This is a genomic window from Candidatus Eisenbacteria bacterium (genome assembly GCA_013140805.1).
In the GTDB taxonomy this organism is placed as follows: domain Bacteria; phylum Eisenbacteria; class RBG-16-71-46; order RBG-16-71-46; family RBG-16-71-46; genus JABFRW01.
The window spans coordinates 1-21,678 of record JABFRW010000195.1; the positions used below are offsets into that span (position 1 = coordinate 1).

A 21,678-nucleotide genomic window follows, 5' to 3' on the forward strand; every position below is an offset into this window, starting at 1 on the left:
GAACGCGCGCATGTTCGGCGGCGACCTGCTGCCGTGGCGCCGCGCAGCTCACGCCACGGCAGCAGGTCGCCGCCGAACATGCGCGCGTTCATCGCATCGAGCGTCGAGTCGAGCGCCGGTGGCACCGCGGTGGTGGCCGCGATCATGCCCCGCGCGCGAATCCCGAGCCCCGCCACGCCCCAGCTCGGATGCGTTCGAATCCGCGCCGACGGCTCGCCGGGCCAGAACACCGCGACATCCACTTCGCCCCGCTCGAGCGCGATCTCCTGGTCACCGGCCTCGGCGAACTGGCGCAACAACAGCGTGTCGGGCAGGAAGCGACTCATCTCGCGCCGGGTCGCGCGCACCAGTCGGTGCACGTCGACCGCGAGCGTTTCGGCGCGGTAAGCGGGCGGTGCGAAGCGCGCGTTGAGCGTGGGGTAGGAGCGCGAGAACGCGAGGTTGGAGCGCGGCCCCGAGGGTACGCCGACGCGCAGCAGTGTGACGTGTTCGAACTCGGGCTCGGTGGCGATCACCCGCACGCGCTCGAGCTTCTTGACCCTGGCGAGCGAACCCGCCGTCAGCCGCACGATCGCGAGGCGATCGTCGATGACCTGCTCGAGGACTCCGCTCGCGAGCGCGCGACCGCGCTCGGTGAATGCGAGCGTATAGCCGGGCACCCACACGCCCGAATCCGCCGCCACCACCGCGCGATCGAGCCGCGTCCAGATCACGCGGGCATGGTTCGAACCGGACTGCGCGAACGCCGTGATCGGAAGCAGCAGCGCGAGCCACGCGAACGCGAACCTCACCGCGTGTCTCTTCGAAGCCACCGTGTCGGGCAAGCCACACTCCGTTCGAGTCATCGAGTTCGCTGGGGAATCGAGTGGCCACGAGGGTCCTGCGCATTCTTCGCCGTGTCAATGGTGACACAGTTACGAGGCCGCCGCCGCCGGGATGATCTCGTAAGGCTTTGAACCACAATGGATTCAAGGTCCGGCATGCAACGTGGAATAGCACAGACCCGAGGGCGACATCGATCGCCCGTCCACGACCTGGCGCACTCGACCCTCGAGATTGGCCAGGCGGTGCGGGTCAGCCGGCACACGGGCCCGCACCGAAGTTCGACGAGCCGGATGCGAGGTGGATCATGCAGGTCGAAGGTGAAGCACACGAAGTTCGCGAGCGGAACTTCTGGATCGCGGGGCTCGGATGGTTCGGAGCGTTGGTGATCGCACTCACGGCGGGACTGCTGCTCTCGAGTTGCGGCGAGCAGAACCGCAGCACCGATCAGGCGTCGTCGCCGAGTCAGACCGTAGTCGCGATTCCGGCGGGTCACACCCCGGCGACGTCGGCGTCCGCGCCGGTGGTCACGAGTTCGGTCGCACTCGAATCCAAACCCGTGGTCTCGAGCGGAGCCGCGCCCGACATCGCGGTGTCGGTGACCGACACGCTCGTGATGCTCGGGCAAACAGTCGAGTTCGTGGTCGACGCCACGCCCGACGTGAGCGAGATCGCACTCTCGGACGGCCATGGCGACACTCGGGCGCTGGTCCGTGACGCGAACTCGAACGTGTGGCGGGTGACCTACCGCGTGCCGCTGCGCAGCAGGCTCGAACGCTACGGTGTGTCGCTCACCGCGCGCACCGACGGGCACCGGTGGCGCCGCGTGTGGACGTTCCTCCACATCGATTCGCCGGCGCCGGTCGACAAGTCTCAGTCGGTGCCCGAGAAGGAGCCGGGCTCGGATTCGTAAACGAGTCGCGCGGCTCGCCGAGCATCGACTCGAAGGGCAAAAGTGGAATTGCGAATGGGAGTGCCCGGCACGGGCACTCCCATCTCGTTTGCTCTGCCGAAGCCCGCTTAGTTTCCGGCTTGTGCGATCGCGGCCCGACGCGCTTCCGGGCTCGCATAGATCGCCACCTCGACGCGACGATTGCGCTGGCGACCGTCCTCCGAGGCGTTCGACTCCACCGGCTCGGTTTCGCCGAGGCCGATAGTCGAGATCTCGCGATCCACGCCGCGCGACTGCAGATAGCGCGAGGCTGAGCGCGCACGTCGTTCCGACAACCCGCGGTTGTACGAGTCCTTGCCGACGTCGTCGGTGTGACCCGCGATCAACAGGCTCGAGTTGTCGTACTTCCCGAGGCTCGCGGCGAGCGCGTCCAGATTGGAGCGCGCGGCGCCGTTGATGACGTCGGAGTCGAAGTCGAACATCAGGCCGGAGGCGAACGTCACCTGGATGCCTTCACCGACCCGCTCGACGATCGCACCCGGGATGTTCTGCTGAAGTTCCTTGGCCTGCTGGTCCATCTGATGGCCGATGATCGCGCCGGCTGCGCCACCCAGCACCGCGCCGATGATCGCGCCCTTGGTGGTCGAGCCGTTGTTCTTGCCGATCAAACCGCCGCCGATGCCGCCCGCAGTGGCGCCGATGATGGCGCCCTTGCTCTTCGCGTTCATCGCACACCCGCTGGCGCCCGCGAGCAGCGAGGCCGCCAGCAGCGTGGCGAGGAAGTGAGTTCCGATGCGACCCGTCATGACTTGCTCCTTTCGGCCGTCACTGGGTGACGGCCACCTTGGACATCAGCTCGGCGTGCTTGTCGAGCAGATCCTTGTGCGTCATCGCGAGTGAGGCCTGCGATGCCTTGACCGTCATGTGCTTGGCCCACAGTCCGGCGTGCGCCATGACGCGATCCTGCTCGGGCTTGGTCGCCTCTTCCTGGACTTCGGAGCGATGCGCGTTGAGGGTGCTCTCGAACTCGCCCAGATTGCGCTCGTGCTCGGTCAGCTTGGCGGCGTGATCCATCAGTTCCTTCTCCAGGTCGGAGCCCGGCTTGGGCGTCTTGGCCTGCAGTTCGGAGCGCAGCCGCTCGTTTTCGCTGTTCCAGGTGGTGAGATCGTTTCCCCACGCGGTCAGCTCGGTCTTCATGTCGGTTTCCTGCTGCTTCATCTCGGCGTTCATGCCGGCCGACTGCGTGCAGCCCGTCAGCCCGATGATCGCCAGCGTGGTCGCGAAGGCCAGCAGCGTGAGTCCGTATCGGGTCTTCATCGGGTCGCTCCTTCGGCGCGAGCCGTGCAGTCGCGAGTCGGCTCGGCGCAGGGTAGGGGTTGGGTCGTGTGCTGCCGTCGGGGACGACACGCACTCACCGTGCCACCCGTAAACGACTGGATGCGCGTGATGCGGCAACGACTTGGGACGAAGCTCCGTGCAGAAATCTCCATTCGCGTGTAGCGATTACACGAACGACGGCGTAGCTTCTGCGGGTCCCGGAGCGGACACGACCTCCACAGGGAAGGGAGCGCTCACATGGCCGAGTCGTCCGAGAGCGAAGTCGTCGCGGGAGCGGGCGAGCACTGCGCCCAATGCGGCAAGAGCCTGACTCCGACCGATCGCGTCGCCGCCGGAGATCGCGTGTTCTGCCGGAGCTGCTACGCAAACCTGCGGGCCGAGCTGGAGCAGGCGGTCGGCGAAATGTCGTCCGAGATCAACTACGTGAACGGCACGGTCGGCGCGATCCTCGGTGGAGCGGTCGGAGCACTGGTGTGGTGGGCGTTCACCGTACTGACCAACATCTCGTTCGGACTCATCGCGGTGGGGATCGGATTCGCGGTCGGCTGGGGTGTGGTCAAGTTCTCGGGCGGCAAGCGATCGCACGGGTTGCAGGCGATCTCGATCGTCGTGGCACTCGCGAGCTATTGCGCCGCCACCTACTTCGTGAACATGACGTTCATCAATCGAGCACTCGAAAAGCAGGGCGAGGCGATGCGCATCGGCTTTCCGCCGCAGAGCTTCGAGCTGTTCGGCCGCGTGCTGAGCTCCGATCTGGGATTGATGGATCTGGTGTTCGTCGCGATCGTGGTCTATCAGGCATGGAGCATCCCCAAGCCGGTCGCACTTCCTCCGAGCCTCACCACGTGACGACGCCGCCGGGCGACGACGAGGCGCGACGCCGCATCGAGAATCTGCGCGCCGTCATGGCCGGCGCCCAGCCGGCCGCGTCCATCAAGCCGGCGGCCGGCCCGAGCGCCGAGCCGCACGCGTCGCACCGCAAGCGCAACGGCATTTTGGGCGTGATCGGGACCGCGTTCGTGGTGATCGTGAGCAAGCTCAAGTTCCTCGGGCTGCTCGCGAGCGTGCTCAAGTTCAAGACCCTCGCCACCATGCTGCTGAGCATCGGCCTCTACGCATTCGAGTGGGGGTGGGCGTTCGCGGCCGGCTTCGTGCTGCTGATCTTCGTGCACGAGCTGGGGCACGCGGTGGTGCTCAAGCACGAAGGCATTCCGGCCGGAGCACCGGTGTTCATTCCGTTCCTCGGCGCGTTCATCGCCATGCGCGGCATGCCGCGCGACGCCTACGTCGAAGCCAAGGTCGCGATCGGTGGTCCGGTGCTCGGTTCGCTCGCTGCGTGGGCGGTGCTCGGAGTCGGACTGGCGATGAACCATCCGTTGCTCGTGACGCTCGGGCACTCGGGCATCCTGCTCAACCTGTTCAATCTGATCCCGGTTTCGCCGCTCGACGGCGGCCGCATCGCGGGTGCCTTCACGCGCACGTTCTGGATCGCCGGGTACGTGCTCGGTATCGGCGCCTTCGCGCTCACCCGCTCACCGATCCTGCTGATTGCGCTCGCAGTCGGGCTCATCACGCTGTGGCAGCGGTGGCGGCATCCGGTGCCGGGCTATCACGACATCCCGCGCGCCCAGCGGCTCGCGATCGGGCTCGGCTACGCACTGCTGCTGGTCGCGCTGGCGCTCACGCTGCCGATCGGGATGGATCTGCACCCCCGAATCGCCAGGTGAGTCGGGGTGAAAGGCTCACCGACGGGTGCGATCCGTGCTTGGGCAGCCGCTCCCGATGGCCTACCCTTGTTGCCATCCCACACTCCATCTACCCGCAGCACAACCCCGAAGGGCGGGTCATGCGTTTTCGCAACTCTCTGCTGGTCTGGGTCATCGCCGGAGCCACGGCGATCTCGTTGTCGCCGGCCTCATCCCACGCGGCGGTGCTCCTGTCCGAGCTGTGCGATCCCCTCAATAATTATCCGTCGGATCGCTTCATCGAGATCTACAACTCGGGCCCCGACACGGTCTCGCTCACCAACTGGGCGCTGGTCGCGGTCGGCAACAATGTCGACATCCAGACCTGGACCCTGTCGGGCAGCATCCTTCCCGGTCAGGCTCTGGTCGCAGGCAACAACACCACGGTTGCAGTCTTCACCGTGAACTTCCCGAATGCGAGCTGGTCGGCCGGCAACGCGACCTGGAACGGTCGGGTCGGCGACGGCGCCAAGCTCATCGACTCGGGCGGTGGCGTGATCGATCGAGTGGTGGTGACCGGCTCCGGCGGCTCGACGTTCGAAAACGCGAACTACGTTCGCAATCCAAACATCTACTCGCCCAATCCCACCTACACGGCGTCCGAGTGGACCACCACGCCGCGCACGCTGGCGACCGATGGCAGCCCGGGCACTCACGTGACCGCACCGCGGCCGCCGGGCCCGATCCTGGCGCAGATGGTGACCGACCCGGCGTTCCCGCTCGCGGGCTCACCGACGCACGTGCAGGCCGACGTCACCGACACCACCGCCGCCGTCACTTCGGTGTCGCTGGCCTGGGGCACCGCACCTGCGTCGCTCACCAACACCATCGCGATGCCATTGGTTTCGGGCACCACCTACCGCACCACCGCGGCGATCCCCGCTCAGGTGGCCGGCGTGACGGTCTACTACAAGATCACCGCGACCGACGCTTCGTCCGGCATCACCACTTCGGAGCTCAAGAGCTACGCGCTGTTCTTCAACCTGACGGTGGCACAGATCCAGGGCGGCGTCGGTTCATCGCCCTACAACGGCAACAGCGTGATCACGAACGGAGTCGTCACCGCGCGCTTCGGCACCTTTTTCGCGGTGCAGGACGGCAGCGGCCCGTGGAGCGGCGTGTGGGTGCGCAGCACCGATACTCCGACCGTCGGCGACCAGGTCACGGTGCGCGGCACCGTGAGCGAAGCCGACGCGCAGGGCTACGCCGGCAATACGCTGCTGACCAACGGCCTCGTAACGAGCAGCGCTGCCGGCGTATTGCCCGCGGCAGCGGTGGTGCCGAGCGGCAGTGCGCTCTCGGAAGGCTATGAAGGCGTGCTGGTCAAGCTCGCGAGTGCCGTGTGCACGAACCCCAGTGCAGGGGTGGGGCAGTGGCAGGTGAACGACGGCAGCGGCACTGCGCTGATGGATGCACTCGGCTACACGTTCGGTCCGATTCTCGGCACCACCTACGACGTGACCGGCCCGGTCACCTTCTATGGCGGGAGCTTCAAGCTCGAGCCGCGCTCGGCCGCCGACATCGTTTTCGTCGCCGACCTCGCAGCACCGAGCGTGCTCGCGATCGGAGAGATGAGCGATTCGACGTTCCTGGTGCAGTTCACCGAGCCGGTCGACGAGGCGACCAGTGAGGTGGCGAGCCGCTACACGATCGGAGCGCTGACCGGCACCGTCGCGATCCGCGATCCGATCCATCCCGAGCACGTGCTGGTCACGATCGCCAATGTGGCGCCCGGAACGCGCACCCTGTCGGCCACCGGCGTCGAGGACGCGTTCGGCAATGCGACAGCGGCCGCGAACGCCAGCTTCACCTACATCGACACGCGCATTCCCGCCGGCTACTACGACGGCGCGATCGGGCTGACCGGCGCGCCGCTGCGCGCGGCGCTGCACGAGATCATCAAGAACCACTCGGTGCAGAGCTACGACTACGCCTACACCGCATTCCAGACCACCGACGTGCGGCCCGACGGCAAGCTGTGGGATGTCTACTCCGACATTCCGGACGGAACACCGCCTTACCTCTATAGCTTCGGTCAGACCGGTGGCGGCACGTTCGAAGGCAGCGGCTACAACCGCGAGCACTCGTTCCCGCAGGGCTGGTTCGGCGGCTCGGTGACGCCGATGCACACCGACCTGTGGATTCTCTACCCGACCGACACCAAGGTGAACGGCTACCGCGGCAACCTGCCCTACGGCACCGTCGAGGCGGCCTCGATCACGTCGCTCAACGGCAGCCAGGTGGGACCCAACACCGCACCCGGCTACTCCGGCACCGTTTTCGAGCCGATCGACGCGTACAAGGGCGACCTCGCGCGAAGCACGTTTTACGTTTCCACGCGTTACCTGTCCGAAGATGGCGGCTGGCCCGGCAGTCCGGCCGCGAGCGGCGCGAACCTCAACACGTGGGCGGCCGAGCTCTACACCAGCTGGTCGATCGGCGATCCGGTCAGCCAGAAGGAACGGCTGCGCAACGGAGCGATCTACGTGATCCAGGGCAATCGCAATCCGTTCGTCGATCACCCCGAGTGGGCGGCGCAGATCTTCGACCCGTCGCAGATCACGGGTGTCCCGAGCGCGACGCGTGCGTCGTTCACGCTCTACCAGAACGCGCCGAACCCGTTCAACGGCGTCACGCGAATCGCGTTTCAGCTCGCCGAGCGCCAGCGCGTACGACTGCGCGTCTACGACGTGTCCGGTCGCCTGATCCGGACGCTGGTGGACCGCGATGCGATGGAGCCGGGCCGACACGAAGTCGCGTGGGAGGGGCTCAGCGAATCCGCCAGTCGAGTCGGCGAGGGCCTCTACTTCTACCGACTCGAGGCGGGCGGGCGTAGCGAGACGCGACGCGTCGTGCGAGTGCGCTGATCGCCGACAGGCTCCGCCGGAAAACGCGACGGGCGGTGTCCTTGCGGACACCGCCCGTTTCAGCGCGAGGTGGTACCTCGAGCGTCTTAGGCCTTGCGGACGTTCGCCGCCTGCAGCCCCTTCGGGCCACGGGTTACGTCGAACTCGAGCGACTCGCCTTCGGCGAGCGTCTTGAATCCGTCACCTGCGATGGCTGAGAAATGGACGAACACGTCCTCGCCGCCATCCGACTGTGAGATGAAGCCAAAGCCCTTCGCTTCGTTGAACCACTTCACGGTGCCACTAGCCACTTGAAACTCCTGTTGTACTCGGGCCCGGAGACCCGTACTTACCGCGGTAACACGCCGCGGCGGCGTCCGGTCTGTGTGACCGATGTCTCGATTGCTGCGAGTAAAGCCTGCCCACAAAAAAACCGCCCGAGAAGTCTCTGGCGGAATCGAACGTGGGAAGCTCAATCACAATCAACCGAAGACGTACGCAGTATCGGCGTGACGGGGACGGAAAGCCAGCGAAATCTGCGGAGGGGCCGAACAAGGGGTAAAGCCCGTCCGATTGCCAATGAAATGCGACTTTTCGGCCGGCGCTGAAGGCCGCCGGGGTTGCCTTCCCGGGCGGATGCCGGTGTCGGGGGCGTCGGCAAGACCGCCCCCTCTTCGCGAGATCGACGCGTGAACCCTCGACCGGCATCCAGGCGCGCGTCGCGGGGTCGAACCAGAAGATCACGTAGTCGCGCAGCTCGCGTTCGGGAACATTGCGGCGATCCGCGGTGAGCGTGACCGGCACCCGGAAGTGGTTCTTGCTCTCCGGCACGATCTCGAGTTCGCAATTGGGCGCTGCCTGCGTCGCCACGCCGACGCTGACGGTGGCGTTGCCTTCGACCGCGTTGGAACGGGCGCACGAGGGGGAGCTCCTGGGTGTGGGAGTGGCAGGTCGTGATGGATACGGCTACTCACTGCTATTCCACGAAACATGCCATCGGGCGGTCGCGTGCGGATCGCCAACCGAGTGCGATCGAGCGTGCGCGTTGCGTCGATCAAGGACCGTGCAGAGGCGGCTGGGGCGCCCGGAGTGTGGGAGTGACGCGTTCTGCACGATCGCTCGGCCGAGCGACAACCAATGAATGCGGGGGATTACCCAGCGGGAGCCGCTCCCGGCAGCTCACTCACGGAACGCCGACGGTTCCTTCGCCCCAGCCGAGTTCGACGACTTCGAAGTCGTCGGCATCGAGGCTGTGAAAGGCCGGGTTCAGCACGTCGTTGTCCCACAGCGGATCCATGGTCCCCGACACGTACAGGTCGGTGCCGTTGTCGGCGACGATGAGTCCGTAGGTCTTCATGGCCTGGAAGATCTTGCGCACGTCGGCCGGGTAGCCGCTGATGTTCACGCCCGCCTTGAGTCGCAGCCGCGTCCCCATTGGAGGTGCCCCGGCGGTCGACCCCGCCTCGTGCGACGCGGGCCACACGTAGCCGTTGGTTGCGCGCGTCGTGACTCGAAACGCGTGCTGAATCGGCCCCGCGGCTGAGACCTCGTCGTGGCGCACAAGGCCCGGGAAGATCGCGAGTCCGGCGGCGTCGGCGGAAGTCCAGCCTTCGATGCGGCGCTGATTGGTATTGAGATCGAACACGGCGCCCGAGCCCGCCTCCCAGCGCGACAGCGCGGCGTTCCAGCGTGTCGCCCAGGTTTCGAACAGCAACCCGCGGCCGCGATCGATGATGAGTAGGTGGCGATCACCGCTCGTGCCGCCACCGGGCACCGCGCCTTCGACGTAGTTGGGCTGCGTCCTGGCCACGTCCGGGATCGGATATCCGATCGGCTGCCCGGGTGCGCCGGGATCGCTCTGGGCGCCGTACAGCACGAACGTCACCGGGACGAGCAATTGAGTGGAGCCCACTCCGACGTATGGAATCCCGTAGGGCGGAGGACCAAAGTCGGGGTGCATGATGCGCGTCGCGGTGGGATTCTGCGGCGTGCGCCCGCTGATGAAGTCGATGTAGTCCTGGGACCCGGGATCGATCGGCGCGCCGGAGATGTCGACGTTCCACCAGTTGTTCGCCGGGAAGACCTGGCGCGCCGAGAAGTCCTCGAGCAACGCGACGCTGTCGACGGCGGCGCCGCTCGGAGCGGGTGCGGTGGCGGGCGACGAAGGCGAAGTCTCGCCGGAACAGCCGGCGAGCGAGACGGCCATGAGTGCCGCGATGACGGCGTGGCGCCTCGATGTGCAGTGCATGTCGTTACCCCCGTGCGACCGCGCGAACCGCGGCCCAGCTCGAGAGATCGGGCAACGCCGGAGTCGTGCGCTCGACGGAGGCGAGCTTCGCATCGGTCGTGAGTCGGGTCAATGAGTGCCGCAGCGATCGGCTGCGTCTCGAGTCCCTCACGATCCTGGCAGTCGAGTTTCCTCGACGGAAATCTCGCCGTCACGTGACCGCACGCGTCCTCGGGCACCATGCGCTGCGTCGTGCTGGCTGATTCATCCATTGCCATTCGCTGGGCCTGACCTCGCATCGTTGTTGGCACCCGCAGGAGGCGACCTCGCATTCGCTCCTCGACGAGCCGACTTCGGGGCAAGGCTGGCCTGGCCGTTTTTGGAACCGGGCACCGGCCGAGGCTTCCAGAGCGCTCGAATCGCGACATCGAGGCGCGCGAGTCGGGCGCCGATAACTCGATCGCATGCTCGGCGTGAGAACCGATGAAGGGCTCGAGTTCCGATTCAGGCCCCAGGGCTTCGGCCGTTTTTTCTCGGCCGCGTTTCTCAGTGTGTGGTTGATGGGCTGGGCGGTTGGCGAAGCGGTGGCCTCGTGGGTGCTGTTCCGTGGCGCTCGTGCGCTGCTCGCCGGCGAGCCGCTCGCTCAGCAAGTGAGCCCGCAGAGTCCCGCCGCGATGCTCGGCATCGGACTCTTCCTGCTGTTCTGGCTCGCGTTCTGGACACTCGGCGGCATCGCCGCGATCGGTGCGCTGCTCGAAGCGGTGTGGGCCGAGGACCGCCTGATCGTGAACGCCGAGGGCCTGCGACGTGTTCGCTCGCGCGGGCCCTTCCGCTCGACGCAGCAGATCGCGCGTGAAGAGCTGCGCCGCGTCTCACTGGCGCGGCGGTTTCAGCGACTGGTGGCGGAGACCGATCGGAAGTCGATCGAGCTGACCGGACTCGGCACCCCCGCCGAACGCACGGCCGCACACGAGGCGATCACGAAGGAGCTGAGGCTCGACTCGATGTCCGCGCAGCGTCTCGGCCAGGTGCTGCCCGAAGCGTGGGAGGACACCGTCAGTCCCGAGGGCGAACGTGTGGTGATCCCGCGCGCGTGGAAGTGGCTCGCGCGACTGCGCACCGAGTGGCGGCTGGGCTCGAGGCGCATCACGTTGCGCCGCCGAGTCGGCTCGAACGTGCGCGATCTGTTTGAAGGTCAGAGCCTCGAGCTGACGGTTCGCAACGACAGCGACGGCGATGACTGGTTCGCACTCGAAGCCATCGGCCATTCACTCGATACCGCCAGGGCGTCGGCAGGGGGCGGCCCGGTGCGCCGCAAGCTCGCGTCGAGCCTGCACGACCCGGCGGTCCCGAAGCAGCTCGGCGAATGGTTGTCGCGCGTCTGCGACCTGCCGCTCGAGGATCGCACCGGCGAGCGCACGACTGCCGTCGACCTCACGCAATTGCGCCAACAGCTCGAGAGCTCGGGTGCGCTTGGCCGCGTGGCGTCGAAGTGGATCGATCGCATGGTGACTCCCAAGTCCTAGCGGGTTCTGTGTTCGCCCCGAACCCTCAGGAAGGACCCCGATTCGCCGACACTCCTTCGAGCGTCACTTACCCGGGGGAGAGTCATGTCGAGAATCCGAGCGTGCCTGCCGCCGTCACTCGTCGTTGCGCTTCTGCTGTCGGCCCCCGCTGCCGGGCGGTGCTCCGCCCCCGCGTCGTCGTCGCCCGCCGACTCGACTGCCACGCGTGTGGCACCGACACCACTGGCACGACTCCAGGCCGGCAATCGACGCTTCGTCGCGAATGCGGCGACGCCACTGCCGGTTTCGAATCAGCGTCGCAGCGAATTGGCGAAAGGCCAGGCGCCGTTCGCGATCGTGCTGACGTGCGCGGATTCGCGCGTGCCTCCCGAGCTGATCTTCAACGCCGGACTCGGCGATCTGTTCGTGGTGCGTGCGGCCGGCGAGGTGATCGATCGCTCGGTGCTCGCGAGCGTCGAGTATGCGGCCGAACATCTGCACGCGCCGCTGCTGGTGGTGATGGGCCACGAAGCGTGTGGTGCGGTGAAGGCCGCGATGGGACCGCCGGCACCCATGGGGCCGAATCTCGACTATCTGGTCGGTGCGATTCGTCCCGCCGTCGCACGAGTTTCGAGCACGCCCGAGGCGCGTCGCCTGGAAGCCGCGATCAAGGCCAACGTCGAGCAGGTGATCGGCGACGCGATCGACCGCAGCGACGTCTTGAGCCACCTGATCGGGAGCGGGAAGCTCAAGGTGGTCGGCGCTTACTATGAACTCGCATCCGGCCGCGTCGTGATCTCGCAGGCCGTCGATGCCGCCGCGCTGCCGCACGCGACGGCCGTGGGGCACTGAGCGCCCTCGCTGACATCGCGTACGCTTCGCGGGTGCACGGCGATTGCCGTGATGCGACTCACCCTGGAGCGCCGCCATGACCGCCAAGCAACCGAACTCGCGTGAGACTTTCAGTTCGTGGCCTGCGCGTGCAGGTGTTCTGGTTGCGATCCTGATCTTTGGGGTCGTGGTGTGGCGGATCTTCGTCGACACCCGCCCGCGCCCACAGCTGGTAAAGCTGGTCGAACGCATTCGCGAAGACATCAAGCAAGTCAATCAGGACCATGATTCATGGCAGATCGAGGAAGCCCGGCTCGAGATCAACTTCGCGGTCAAGGTGAGGTCGGACACCGAATTCGAACTGAAGGCCGCGGGGTCTGGAACGCTCAGCTCGGAAAATGAGCAGTCGCAGAAGCTCGTGATCCTGTTGCGAAGATCGGACGGCGGGACGGGTCGCGAAGGGTCGGCGCTGGTGGAGGCCGACACGATGGGTGTCGCGGGCTCGAATTGATCCACGAGCGTGGCAGGGAGGGGGATCGTCAAATGAGCGACAGCGCGAAAGAGAACTTCGAGCTGCTGATCAGGCAGTATGAAATGGTGAGCGACCACTATAAGCACGAGGACACGCTCCGCTTGACGCGTGATCAGAACTTCATCGTGCTGTCCGCAGCGCTGCTATCGCTGGTTGGGCTGTTGACCCAGGGCACGGTGGCGGGCCATGGAACGCTTGCGCGCATCGGGGTCAGCGCGATCGCGGTGCTCGGACTCATCATCTGCAGAGCGTGGAGCCAGCTCTCGGACGCCGGAAGCCTGTATGTGGCGCTGCGTCGCGAGCAAGGTGCGGAGATCGAGCGAAAGCTCGGAACGCTGAGCCTGTTCCGAGACGAGCTGAAGGCAACCGCGGATCATCGTGAACGGACGCCCGGGTGGCTTCCGCATGGCCAGGCGATGCGTCGCGTGTTCTTGTCCGTCGCTTGCCTCTGGGGCGGTGTCATCCTGGTCACGTGGATCTTCTGAACTCGCCTTCAAATCCCATCGAGTCGGTGTCTCGCGCACGTTGGCAGAGAGGGCCGCTCGAGTTCGGCAAGCGGCCCGAAGCCGACGCAATTCGCGTGGACAGTCAACTGCAGGCGTGGTCTAGTGTGATCCGACGCCGACGAGCGTCGTTGAACTTGCGCCTCGCTGAAAAATGTGGCTTCCCTCGCGCCCGCGGCGACCTAGCGCTGATTCCTCCTGGAGCTCACAGGAGTCGAAGTCGATCGCGCACATCCACGTCCGCAAGGAGGGCCCGCATGAAGTCCGCTTCGACCATTGCGCTGGCGACTGTCTGTGTCTTGAGTGCCATCTTCCCACTGGACAGCGCCCTGGCGGTGACATTCAACGTCTTCACGGATCCCCACGTTTCGTTCCCTGGGTTGGCCGGTACGATTGGCTTTACGTTTGCGGGGAACAAGTTCGTGGGGTCCGTCTACGGAGGCGGCACTGGCCAACTCTATTCGACCGATCTGAGCGGCGGAAGCGTGGCTGTCTTTGCGCCTGCGGTAGCGCTTTCCCCGGGCACGAAGGAGCACTTCGTGGCAAGTTCGCTGGGCCTCGGGGGCTTCCCGAGCCGCCACATCTACGTGGGTGACGGAGCGACGATCGTTCACATCAAGGACAACGGCACCGCGGCTAGCCCTCTGCTATTCGTCACCGGGTTGTCGAGCGAGGTGCGGGGCATCCTGTTCGATGCCGTCGGCACCTTTGGTTACGACATGCTCGTCACGACACGCGATGGAACGGTCTACCGGATCAAGAGCAATGGCGCGGCCACCATTCTGGCCAACACCGGCGAGGACACGGAGGGGCTGGACATTGCTCCGATCGGGGCCGGCTTCGGTGCCTTTGATGGCCAGCTGATCGTCGCATCCGAAGTGTCCGGAACGCTGAGAGCGATCGACGCCAATGGAACCGTTCAAGGCCTCGGGCTGACGATTCCTTGGGCCGAGGAGCTGACGTTCGTGCCGCTCAATGTCGGAACGTCGGGGAACTCGCTCGAGGGATTCTACGGGAGCAACTACACCCCCAACGTGATCAAGGCCGCGGCTTCGGAGTTCGTGGGGTACGAGGGCGATGCGATCGTGACTTCCGAGGTTGGATTGCTGCAAGGTCGTGTTACGAGAGTGCATTGGAATTCGACAAGCGCAAGTTTCGATACGATCGGAGTTGGGAATTTTCCGGACTACATGGTGGGCCAGGTACCCGTGACCGCTCAACCGGAAGATGGGCTCTTCGTGACGCCGGCGGTCATCGCAGGGGACTCGATCGTGGGCGTCAACAAAGACTTTGTGAACACCACGGGCCAGAACGCCAACGACATCGAAATCCTTCTAAGCGGCACGCGCACGATCTTACGGCACTACGATGGCTACCCGGCAAACTCCTTCGCAACGTTCGAGGTCACTTACGAGGCTCCGGGCAACACACGTCTCCATTGGTCGAATCCGAACAACCCGGTACTGCCGGGTCAAGTCGCTCACGTCGGGTTTGTCATCCCGGGACTTCAAGCGAACGTCATCAAGGGAGTGTTCTGGACCCTCGACGGAGTCGTGACCGGATGTGCGCGTCAGGTGAATACTCCCCACGCCGCCTGGGACATCAATCCCGGTAACCTGGTTACTTACGCGAACAACTGTCTGGCCTGCGAATCCGTTTCGCTCTACGTCGGCCACGCAACGGTCAGGTGGTACTCGTCTCATGTTCCGCTCGACAGTCTGAATGCGAACTTGCTCGCGAGCACGACTCCGTTGCGGACCGATGTCATCCCGAATGCGCCGGTCTTGCTGGCTCCCGGGGACTCGGCCAGTGTGAGCATTCCGGCGGCTCCTTCGAACGCTCGGTTTGCCGTTCTCAGCCTGAAGGTTGGGACCAGCCCAAGCCTCATGACCGGCAACGAAACGACGGACTTCATCGAAACGAGGTTGGCGGGCACGGGCAATGTCGGTGTCGAGCCTTCGCCTGGGGCTCCGGCCACGGGGATTGCCTTCCTCGGTGGCTCGCCCAACCCATCCGCTGGCGCCGTGAGATTGAGCTTCAGGGCCGACGCCTGCGGCGAGATCGGAGTGACAATCACCGATGTATCGGGCCGAATGGTTCGGCGCTGGTCGGGAGTGCAAGTCGAATCGCGAGGAACTTCGCTGACCTGGAACGGCGTGGATGACGCCGGTCATCGCGTTCGTAGTGGCGTCTATTTCGTGATCGCTTCAGGCAATTGCGGAAAGGCCAGCGGGAGAGTTCTGCTGACCCGATGAAGTGGGCTCGCAAAGAGAGCAGAGGACTCGAGCGGAGATGGAAATCGGCATCGACAGCTTCGCAGCGGCGTTCACCGAACGTTGCAGCCGCGAGGCGACACAGACCCCTGCGTTCCGACCGACAACCTCTACGCGTGCTCGCGCCAGTTCCGCGCGGGCCAGCGTTCCAGCTACCTGATACCCGACCGGGTGAACGGCGGCGTCTCGGCCCTGCACTTCACCCAACAGGTGCTCTATCTGGGTGGGGCCTTCGATCTGGTCGAGGGAGTACTCGGGCGCGTTGGCGTGGCCGCGTACGGCAATCCGACGCTCGTGGGTGTCCCACCGGTCACGGTTGCGTCGACTCTTTCCCTTGGTTGCGCACCCAATCCGGCGCGGACTCACGGCACTCTCAGCTTCGCGCTGCCGGCCGCTGGCCCGGTCAGCCTGGCCGTGTTTGATGCGGCAGGCCGACGGGCGGCTACGATGGCGGACCACGAGCGTTTCGCCGCCGGCCCCCACAATCTGAGCTTCAGCACCGACACCCTGAAGCCGGGGCTCTATTTCGCGAGACTGCAGTTCGGCACCCTGCGGGCGACGCGTAAGCTGATGGTGATCCGCTAGCAACTGCTGCGAAGGCGCGAGGAGCGGCCCGATGTGGACCGCCCCTCGCGCGCACTGCGCCGTACGGAAGCCTGCAACGGCCGGCCTCCCGATTCGGACCCTATCTGCTTCGCATCAGCACGAGTCTCCGTGCAGTCACCTGGCCGGCCGCGCGAGCACGATAGAAGTACACGCCGTCGGCGGCGCGTGATCCATCGGCTCGAGTTCCGTCCCAGGTGAACGTGTGCGGGCCTGCCGTCAACTGGCCGCGGTGGAGCTTGGCCACGAGCCGGCCGGAGAGGTCGTAGATGCCGAGTTGAACGTCCGTCGCGCTGACAAGACTCAGATCGAAGTGCGTCGTCCGCGTGAACGGATTGGGACGCGCCGCCGACAACTCGAGCCCCACGGTCGTGCGCTCTGGAGTACCGAGCACGCCGGCCATCGGCGCGACGACCTGGCCCTCCGAGTCGACAAACTCGGCCTCCGAAATGACGATCGCGGCGTTCGCACTTGCCGAGGCCGCACGGTTGAAGTGGAGCAGCACGTCGATCTCAGCCGCGGCGTCAGGGGAAAGCGCGATCAACCCGATCAGCGCTTCGCTCGTGCCCGGCTCCGAGAGCTGCAGCCACCCGGCGGGAGCACCCGGCAGCTCGACGCCGGACAAGGTCACGCCGCTCGGGAGGGTGATTGAGAGCCGAGCCGCGGCAAGCAAGTCCGCGCCGCTCACGCGCAGCGACTGATCGAAGCCGCCGGAGGTTTCGACCGGCGCACCGAGCTGTACCCTGAGATTCGCGAGCGGCAACGGCGTCAGGTTGCTCGGGAGCGGGCCGTGCAGGATACGACGCGCACAGCACAGCACATCATCCGGGGTAAAGACCGAGTCGCGATTGCAATCGAAGCGTCCCGCGAGCGAATCCGGGCAGGTGGCAGGATGCCGCAGGCACCTCACCATCAGGACCAGATCACGCAGGTCGACGCGGCCGTCCCCGTTTGCGTCGCACACTCGGTCGCTGCCACAGATCCGCGCCACCATATCCACCGGCGCGAAGGTCGGGCAGAAGTGCACGGCTTGTCCGAGCGAGTCGCTCGCTAACAGCTCGACCATCCGCGCGAGCGTCAGCGGCGGCGGGAGAGTCCCCGGAATCGCAGAGACGGTGACCTCGAGCACGGGTAGAGGACCGCAAGGGACATTGGACGGGCACGGATCGGTGGGGGGGATCAGCACGCCATTGTCCGAGAACATGACGAATTGGGCGCCGTTGGGAAGCGCCTGCCAGGCGAGCTGCATACCCGACGCTGACCCGATTGGCCGCAGCTGCGTTACGCGAAGCGCGGGTGGCAGCAGAGCGATTCGCCCTTGCAGCCCGGCGAGCGCGGGCCCGGTGTTGATCTGGAACACGAGCTTCGCGGGTGAGCCGGGGCCTATGTTGGCATCGCATTCGAAATGGCCGGGATCATGCCGCCAGTCCGCGAGGAAGCAGTTGGGGGACGGTGGCGGAAGACTGCACTGCGGCGCAACCGAGAACGGCACGGTCGTGCTGTAGAGCGCGGTCGGGACGTTGGCCGTGTCGCACCAGCTCACTTCGGCGACTTCGACGATCATCCGGTAGGCACCAGGTGGCAGACCCGGCAGCTTGGCGTGCGCCTGCCAGGGAATCTCCCCCAGACTGCATGGCCGACCCATGCAATCGTTCACAGCCACGATCACGCGCGCGATCGGAGGCTGCGGCAGCGGGCTCATGATCGGGTTTGGCAACAGCTCGAGCCCTCGGAACTGGTAACAGTCGTCGGGGAAGCGGCCCGCGATCGAAAACGGAATGGGAAGGTTCGGGCAGATCTCAGGCGGCGGGCATGTCGCACACGGCGCGGGCGGCCCGATGTGAATGGTGTCCACGTGGGGTAGCGGCCCCGGCGGCGGACCGCAGGCGAGCGGCACTTCGAAGGACACCAGCTGCGTACGCGTCGCCGCGCACGTCGAGCTGTCAGACCGGGTGATCCGCCCGTCGATCACGATCTCGATCTGATGATGGCCCGCGGCGAACAGGCCCAACGGCACCGTGAGTGTTTCCGGCAGGCACACGGTCGTGATGATGCAGTTCTGCAGATTCATCGCCGCCTGAATGCGGATCCGACCCGACGACTCGAGCGTATACCCCAGCAGATCCACGCACGGCCCGCACGCGCTCGCCTGCAAATGGAGCGGCTGGTTCGGGCACGGTTGCGGCACCGAGAGGAAAACGGGAACGGACAAGTCGGGAGGACAGTCGACCGGCACCTGGGACTTGACGGGAGTCGCGAGGAGCAGACCGAGCGTCACCAGCAGCAACGACTGACGCATGGGACACCTTCTCTCTGAATGCGCCGCGCAGGAACGCGACGCTCGTGCGACGCAGCCGCCCGGCGGCGGGTCGCGGCACCAGATCCGGCCGGTTGGAGGACCGACCGAATGCTCCGCCCGGGGGAGCGGCCTGTCAATCAACGAAGAGGGCCTGGGCGGCCGGGCAGGGACTCGGTGCGACGCGCCGATCCCGCCGTAAGTCGTGAAGTCGCCTTGCGTCCAGCGCCGGGGAAGTGGTGGACTTGCCCTCGGTTCCAATAACGTACCCCTCCATGGTCCGACGAGGCGCCGGCACGAGCACTAGGCCTGGAGTGGGCGTACGCGCACAGAGAGGCGCCAGGTTTGTGCTTCTCCCGGTGCTGGCAGGGCTGCTCTTGGTCACGGTGGTCGGCTCGTTCCTGCTCGGTCTGGTCTCCTTCCATTCTCACGTCGGCTACTTCGCGCCGGCGTTCACGGCAGACGGGCAGAGCATCGTCGTCGTCGAGAGGAGTACGCGCGGCATCGCCTGGGGCCTTGGCTGGGAGTTCTTCACGCCGCCCGCCAACGCGCGGGCCGTGTCCGACGAGCTGCGCGTGCTGCGCGTGTCCCTGGACGGCCACCGCATCGAGGAGCTGGAGCGCTGGTCGGGCTCGCCGATCGTCGGTCGCACGCTGCACGAGTATCGCGGGCGGCTGTTCACGTATCTCGGCGCAGGCCTCCGGCCGCAACCCGATGGTTCGCTGCAGTACGGCTTCCAGCTCTCGCTCACACGCGTTCCCAGCTCGGAGCTACATCAGCTTCACGGTACCTGGTCGCCCAGCCGCACGCGTCGCCTACGCGGGGAATGGGATCGGTCGCCGTTCGCGGTCGTCTACTCGAGTGAGCCGATCCTCCGGGGGGCACGGGAACTCTTCGAGCTGCCCGGGACCGAAGCGTTTCCGGCTGCGATCGCGCTGCTCGATCACGACCGGCGGCAAATCGAGATCGTGATCGCCGCCCCCGACTACGCGAGGCTCTACCCGAAGGGGCCTCCGTTTGACAAGTTGATGGAGACCTCGCGCAAGGCCGACTCCGACTTCGCGCAGGAACTCGAGCGTGTCGCGCGCGAGCGGCAGGCGCGGTATCTCGTCAAAGGGACACCACTGACGGAGGCGATGCTCAAAGCCGACCGAGACCTGCAAGAGATGGGATATCTGCCCAAGCCTGCTCGGTGGATCGCCACGCTCGCCGACTCGCATGGACTGGCATCGCTGTCGGAGTTGCCACGCTTCGAGATTGCACAGGAGGAGTTCGATGTCGGGCTCATGCAGGATATTGCGCGCGCGATCGCGCAACCCGGTGTCGAGGTCGACAAGGCAGAGCGTTCCTACACTACGCATCGCGATTTCCCGAATAGCCGGCGCGTGAACGAAACGCTGGAATACGGAGCGACCGAGATTCTCGTCGGGCACCAGGGGCGTCTCTTTCACCTTCGCCTCCTGCCAGTCACGGAGTCGACGCGTCGACCGAAGCACTGACGCCGCGCGCGGGGGGTTCGCACCCCGGAGGCGCACTCAAGACCGCTCCGGCGGCTATGCTGCGGACCGATGACTCATCCACCGGGAGGATTTCGCATGAGACTCTTCGCGCTTGCTCTTGGGTTGTTCTGGGCCTCGTCTGCCCCCGTCCGCGCGGAAACACAGGCCGAGCCGATCGCATCGCTGACGCGGATGCCGGTCAGGGAGGTCACGGTCTTCAAGGACGGGCACGCGTTCGTGGTTCAGGAAGGCCGAGTTCCCGTCGACGCCCGGGGAACGGTGGTTCTCGATCGGCTTCCTGTGCCGGTGCTCGGCACTTTCTGGCCCTACTCGGCCGAGCGCGACGTGAAGCTCAGCGCGGTCACCGCGAGTCGGCGCCGTGTGAGTGGCGAACAGACCGCGATCGACGTGCGCGGCCTGCTCGAGGCAAATCCCGGTGCGATGGTGGAACTGGTGGACGTCGATGGCAAGACCGTCTCCGGGCGCCTCAAGGGCTTGCCCTCGCGGCCGGTCGAAGAACTTCGGGGACTGGAGGGAGCCACCGACCGTGATCTCGTACCCGTCAAGGGCGCCGTGGTTCTGCTCGAGACCGGCCAGGGCGTGCTCGCCCTGCCGATCGAGCGGGTGCGTTCGGTGAGTTTCAAAGGCACGCCGACCGCGAGGTTCGCGAACGAGAGCTTCAAGAATTTGCTGACCCTCGGGTTCGTGTGGCCACAGGGCCGGCCTCGACGTGAGATCGAAGTCGGCATGGCGTACGTGCAGAAGGGGCTTCGTTGGATTCCGTCCTACCGCGTGACGATCGGCGGTGCGGGTAAGGCGCGCGTGCAACTCCAGGCGACTCTGGTCAACGAACTCACCGACCTGGAGGACATCGTCGTCAACCTGGTGGTTGGGGTTCCGACGTTCAGGTTCAAGGACATGGTCGACCCGATGGCGCTTCAAGAGACCATGGCACGACTCGGCAGCGCGTTCGACGGTCAGTCGGTCGGCGGCTATGCCCTGTCGAACGCAATCATGTCGCAGACGGCGGACATGGAGGGGAGCCGCATGAGACAGGAGAACTTCCGGGGTTCCGATCTGGCACCCAGTCTCGGGCCCGAGGTCGCCGGCTCGGAGAAGGACGAAGACCTCTTCATCTTCACGATCAAGGGCGTGACCCTGAAGAAAGGTGAGCGCATGGTGCTCCCGGTCACGGAGTACGAACTCGCCTATCGCGACGTCTATGTGCTCGATCTGCCGTTTGCGCCCCCCGCGGAGGTGCGCGCGAACGCCAGTGACGAGCAGCAGCGGGAGGTCGCGCGACTGCTCGCGGCCCCGCACTTCACGCACGTGCTCCGGCTGACAAACTCCAGCCATGAACCGCTCACGACCGCCCCGGCGCTGATCGGTTCCGAGGATCGCGTTCTCGGCCAGGGGATGATGACTTACACCGCACCCGGTGCCGACTGCGATCTCGCACTCACCACGGCCGTGGACATCAAGGTGACCAAACGCGACCGGGAAACCGCTCGCGTGCCCGGCGCGCTCACCGTGGATGGCTCGAGTTATCTGCGCGTTGATCTGCAAGGAAACATCGCGATCACCAACCGCCGCGATCAAGCCGTCGACATCGAGGTCAAGCGTTCGATTCTCGGTCACGCGGACCAGGCCGGGCAGCTGGGAAAGGTCGCGATGGTGAATGCCTATGAAGAAGGCGGCGCCGCCGCCCAACCGCCATGGTGGGGATGGTATGGCTGGCCCGGCTGGTGGGGGGCGGTGAACGGGAT

18 protein-coding genes are annotated in these 21,678 nt (G+C 65.9%); 12 read left to right on the forward strand and 6 right to left on the reverse strand.

Annotated elements, in window-relative coordinates:
• On the reverse strand, window positions 1–791 hold a 791-nt coding region (locus HOP12_14840), incomplete at its 3' end, for a hypothetical protein (GenBank protein NOT35419.1).
• A gap of 338 nt (window positions 792–1,129) precedes the next feature.
• Between HOP12_14840 and HOP12_14845 the strand changes: the two genes are divergently transcribed.
• Complete coding sequence (locus HOP12_14845) at window positions 1,130–1,735, forward strand: hypothetical protein (protein ID NOT35420.1); 606 nt, start codon at window positions 1,130–1,132, stop codon at window positions 1,733–1,735.
• Window positions 1,736–1,842: 107 nt separating this feature from the next.
• Here HOP12_14845 and HOP12_14850 read toward each other — a convergent pair whose 3' ends face one another.
• Entirely contained in the window at window positions 1,843–2,520 is a 678-nt protein-coding gene (locus HOP12_14850; GenBank protein ID NOT35421.1) for an OmpA family protein, read from the reverse strand.
• A gap of 19 nt (window positions 2,521–2,539) precedes the next feature.
• Window positions 2,540–3,031, reverse strand: coding sequence for a hypothetical protein (locus HOP12_14855; protein NOT35422.1), 492 nt, complete (start codon window positions 3,029–3,031; stop codon window positions 2,540–2,542).
• A gap of 258 nt (window positions 3,032–3,289) precedes the next feature.
• Between HOP12_14855 and HOP12_14860 the strand changes: the two genes are divergently transcribed.
• The 3 genes from HOP12_14860 (at window position 3,290) to HOP12_14870 (ending at window position 7,664) form a co-directional block, all read left to right on the forward strand.
• Window positions 3,290–3,901 carry a hypothetical protein gene (locus tag HOP12_14860; protein NOT35423.1) on the forward strand — a complete coding sequence of 204 codons (612 nt, stop codon included), beginning with the start codon at window positions 3,290–3,292 and terminating at the stop codon, window positions 3,899–3,901.
• Window positions 3,898–4,779, forward strand: coding sequence for a site-2 protease family protein (locus HOP12_14865; protein NOT35424.1), 882 nt, complete (start codon window positions 3,898–3,900; stop codon window positions 4,777–4,779). The genes HOP12_14860 and HOP12_14865 overlap by 4 nt, the downstream gene beginning before the upstream one ends.
• A gap of 119 nt (window positions 4,780–4,898) precedes the next feature.
• Window positions 4,899–7,664, forward strand: coding sequence for a T9SS type A sorting domain-containing protein (locus HOP12_14870; protein NOT35425.1), 2,766 nt, complete (start codon window positions 4,899–4,901; stop codon window positions 7,662–7,664).
• Between the two features lie 86 nt (window positions 7,665–7,750).
• Here HOP12_14870 and HOP12_14875 read toward each other — a convergent pair whose 3' ends face one another.
• Window positions 7,751–7,954: a cold-shock protein gene (locus tag HOP12_14875; GenBank protein NOT35426.1), complete on the reverse strand. Its 204-nt coding sequence runs from the start codon at window positions 7,952–7,954 to the stop codon at window positions 7,751–7,753.
• A gap of 872 nt (window positions 7,955–8,826) precedes the next feature.
• Window positions 8,827–9,849 carry a hypothetical protein gene (locus HOP12_14880; GenBank protein ID NOT35427.1) on the reverse strand — a complete coding sequence of 341 codons (1,023 nt, stop codon included), beginning with the start codon at window positions 9,847–9,849 and terminating at the stop codon, window positions 8,827–8,829.
• Window positions 9,850–10,334: 485 nt separating this feature from the next.
• Here HOP12_14880 and HOP12_14885 point away from each other — a divergent pair, with 485 nt between their 5' ends.
• The 6 genes from HOP12_14885 to HOP12_14910 all read left to right on the forward strand — a co-directional run bounded on the left by HOP12_14885 (window position 10,335) and on the right by HOP12_14910 (window position 16,099).
• Complete coding sequence (locus HOP12_14885) at window positions 10,335–11,396, forward strand: hypothetical protein (GenBank protein ID NOT35428.1); 1,062 nt, start codon at window positions 10,335–10,337, stop codon at window positions 11,394–11,396.
• Window positions 11,397–11,480: 84 nt separating this feature from the next.
• Window positions 11,481–12,227 (forward strand): carbonic anhydrase, encoded by a 747-nt coding sequence (locus tag HOP12_14890; GenBank protein NOT35429.1) that lies wholly within the window; start codon window positions 11,481–11,483, stop codon window positions 12,225–12,227.
• 76 nt (window positions 12,228–12,303) lie between these two features.
• Complete coding sequence (locus HOP12_14895) at window positions 12,304–12,717, forward strand: hypothetical protein (protein NOT35430.1); 414 nt, start codon at window positions 12,304–12,306, stop codon at window positions 12,715–12,717.
• A gap of 32 nt (window positions 12,718–12,749) precedes the next feature.
• Entirely contained in the window at window positions 12,750–13,223 is a 474-nt protein-coding gene (locus tag HOP12_14900; protein NOT35431.1) for a hypothetical protein, read from the forward strand.
• A gap of 275 nt (window positions 13,224–13,498) precedes the next feature.
• The gene (locus tag HOP12_14905) at window positions 13,499–15,496 is read left to right on the forward strand and encodes a hypothetical protein (protein ID NOT35432.1); all 1,998 of its coding nucleotides are present in this window, start codon (window positions 13,499–13,501) and stop codon (window positions 15,494–15,496) included.
• 81 nt (window positions 15,497–15,577) lie between these two features.
• Window positions 15,578–16,099, forward strand: a complete 522-nt coding sequence (locus HOP12_14910) for a T9SS type A sorting domain-containing protein (GenBank protein NOT35433.1) — start codon at window positions 15,578–15,580, stop codon at window positions 16,097–16,099.
• Window positions 16,100–16,199: 100 nt separating this feature from the next.
• Here the strand turns inward: HOP12_14910 and HOP12_14915 are convergent, their stop codons facing one another.
• Window positions 16,200–18,416 (reverse strand): T9SS type A sorting domain-containing protein, encoded by a 2,217-nt coding sequence (locus tag HOP12_14915; GenBank protein ID NOT35434.1) that lies wholly within the window; start codon window positions 18,414–18,416, stop codon window positions 16,200–16,202.
• Window positions 18,417–18,760: 344 nt separating this feature from the next.
• On the opposite strand from HOP12_14915, the gene HOP12_14920 reads away from it, so the two are divergent.
• Both HOP12_14920 and HOP12_14925 read left to right on the forward strand, forming a co-directional pair.
• Window positions 18,761–19,912: a hypothetical protein gene (locus HOP12_14920; GenBank protein NOT35435.1), complete on the forward strand. Its 1,152-nt coding sequence runs from the start codon at window positions 18,761–18,763 to the stop codon at window positions 19,910–19,912.
• 96 nt (window positions 19,913–20,008) lie between these two features.
• On the forward strand, window positions 20,009–21,678 hold a 1,670-nt coding region (locus tag HOP12_14925), incomplete at its 3' end, for a hypothetical protein (protein ID NOT35436.1).

Excerpts from the sequence above, each read along its gene's own strand:
- HOP12_14870 (NOT35425.1), top strand. The coding sequence starts at position 4,899 with ATGCGTTTTCGCAACTCTCTGCTGGTCTGGGTCATCGCCGGAGCCACG.
- HOP12_14905 (NOT35432.1), top strand. The coding sequence starts at position 13,499 with ATGAAGTCCGCTTCGACCATTGCGCTGGCGACTGTCTGTGTCTTGAGT.
- HOP12_14890 (NOT35429.1), top strand. The coding sequence starts at position 11,481 with ATGTCGAGAATCCGAGCGTGCCTGCCGCCGTCACTCGTCGTTGCGCTT.
- HOP12_14885 (NOT35428.1), top strand. The coding sequence starts at position 10,335 with ATGCTCGGCGTGAGAACCGATGAAGGGCTCGAGTTCCGATTCAGGCCC.
- HOP12_14845 (NOT35420.1), top strand. The coding sequence starts at position 1,130 with ATGCAGGTCGAAGGTGAAGCACACGAAGTTCGCGAGCGGAACTTCTGG.
- HOP12_14850 (NOT35421.1), bottom strand. The coding sequence starts at position 2,520 with ATGACGGGTCGCATCGGAACTCACTTCCTCGCCACGCTGCTGGCGGCC.
- HOP12_14915 (NOT35434.1), bottom strand. The coding sequence starts at position 18,416 with ATGCGTCAGTCGTTGCTGCTGGTGACGCTCGGTCTGCTCCTCGCGACT.
- HOP12_14880 (NOT35427.1), bottom strand. The coding sequence starts at position 9,849 with ATGGCCGTCTCGCTCGCCGGCTGTTCCGGCGAGACTTCGCCTTCGTCG.
- HOP12_14855 (NOT35422.1), bottom strand. The coding sequence starts at position 3,031 with ATGAAGACCCGATACGGACTCACGCTGCTGGCCTTCGCGACCACGCTG.
- HOP12_14900 (NOT35431.1), top strand. The coding sequence starts at position 12,750 with ATGAGCGACAGCGCGAAAGAGAACTTCGAGCTGCTGATCAGGCAGTAT.
- HOP12_14895 (NOT35430.1), top strand. The coding sequence starts at position 12,304 with ATGACCGCCAAGCAACCGAACTCGCGTGAGACTTTCAGTTCGTGGCCT.
- HOP12_14860 (NOT35423.1), top strand. The coding sequence starts at position 3,290 with ATGGCCGAGTCGTCCGAGAGCGAAGTCGTCGCGGGAGCGGGCGAGCAC.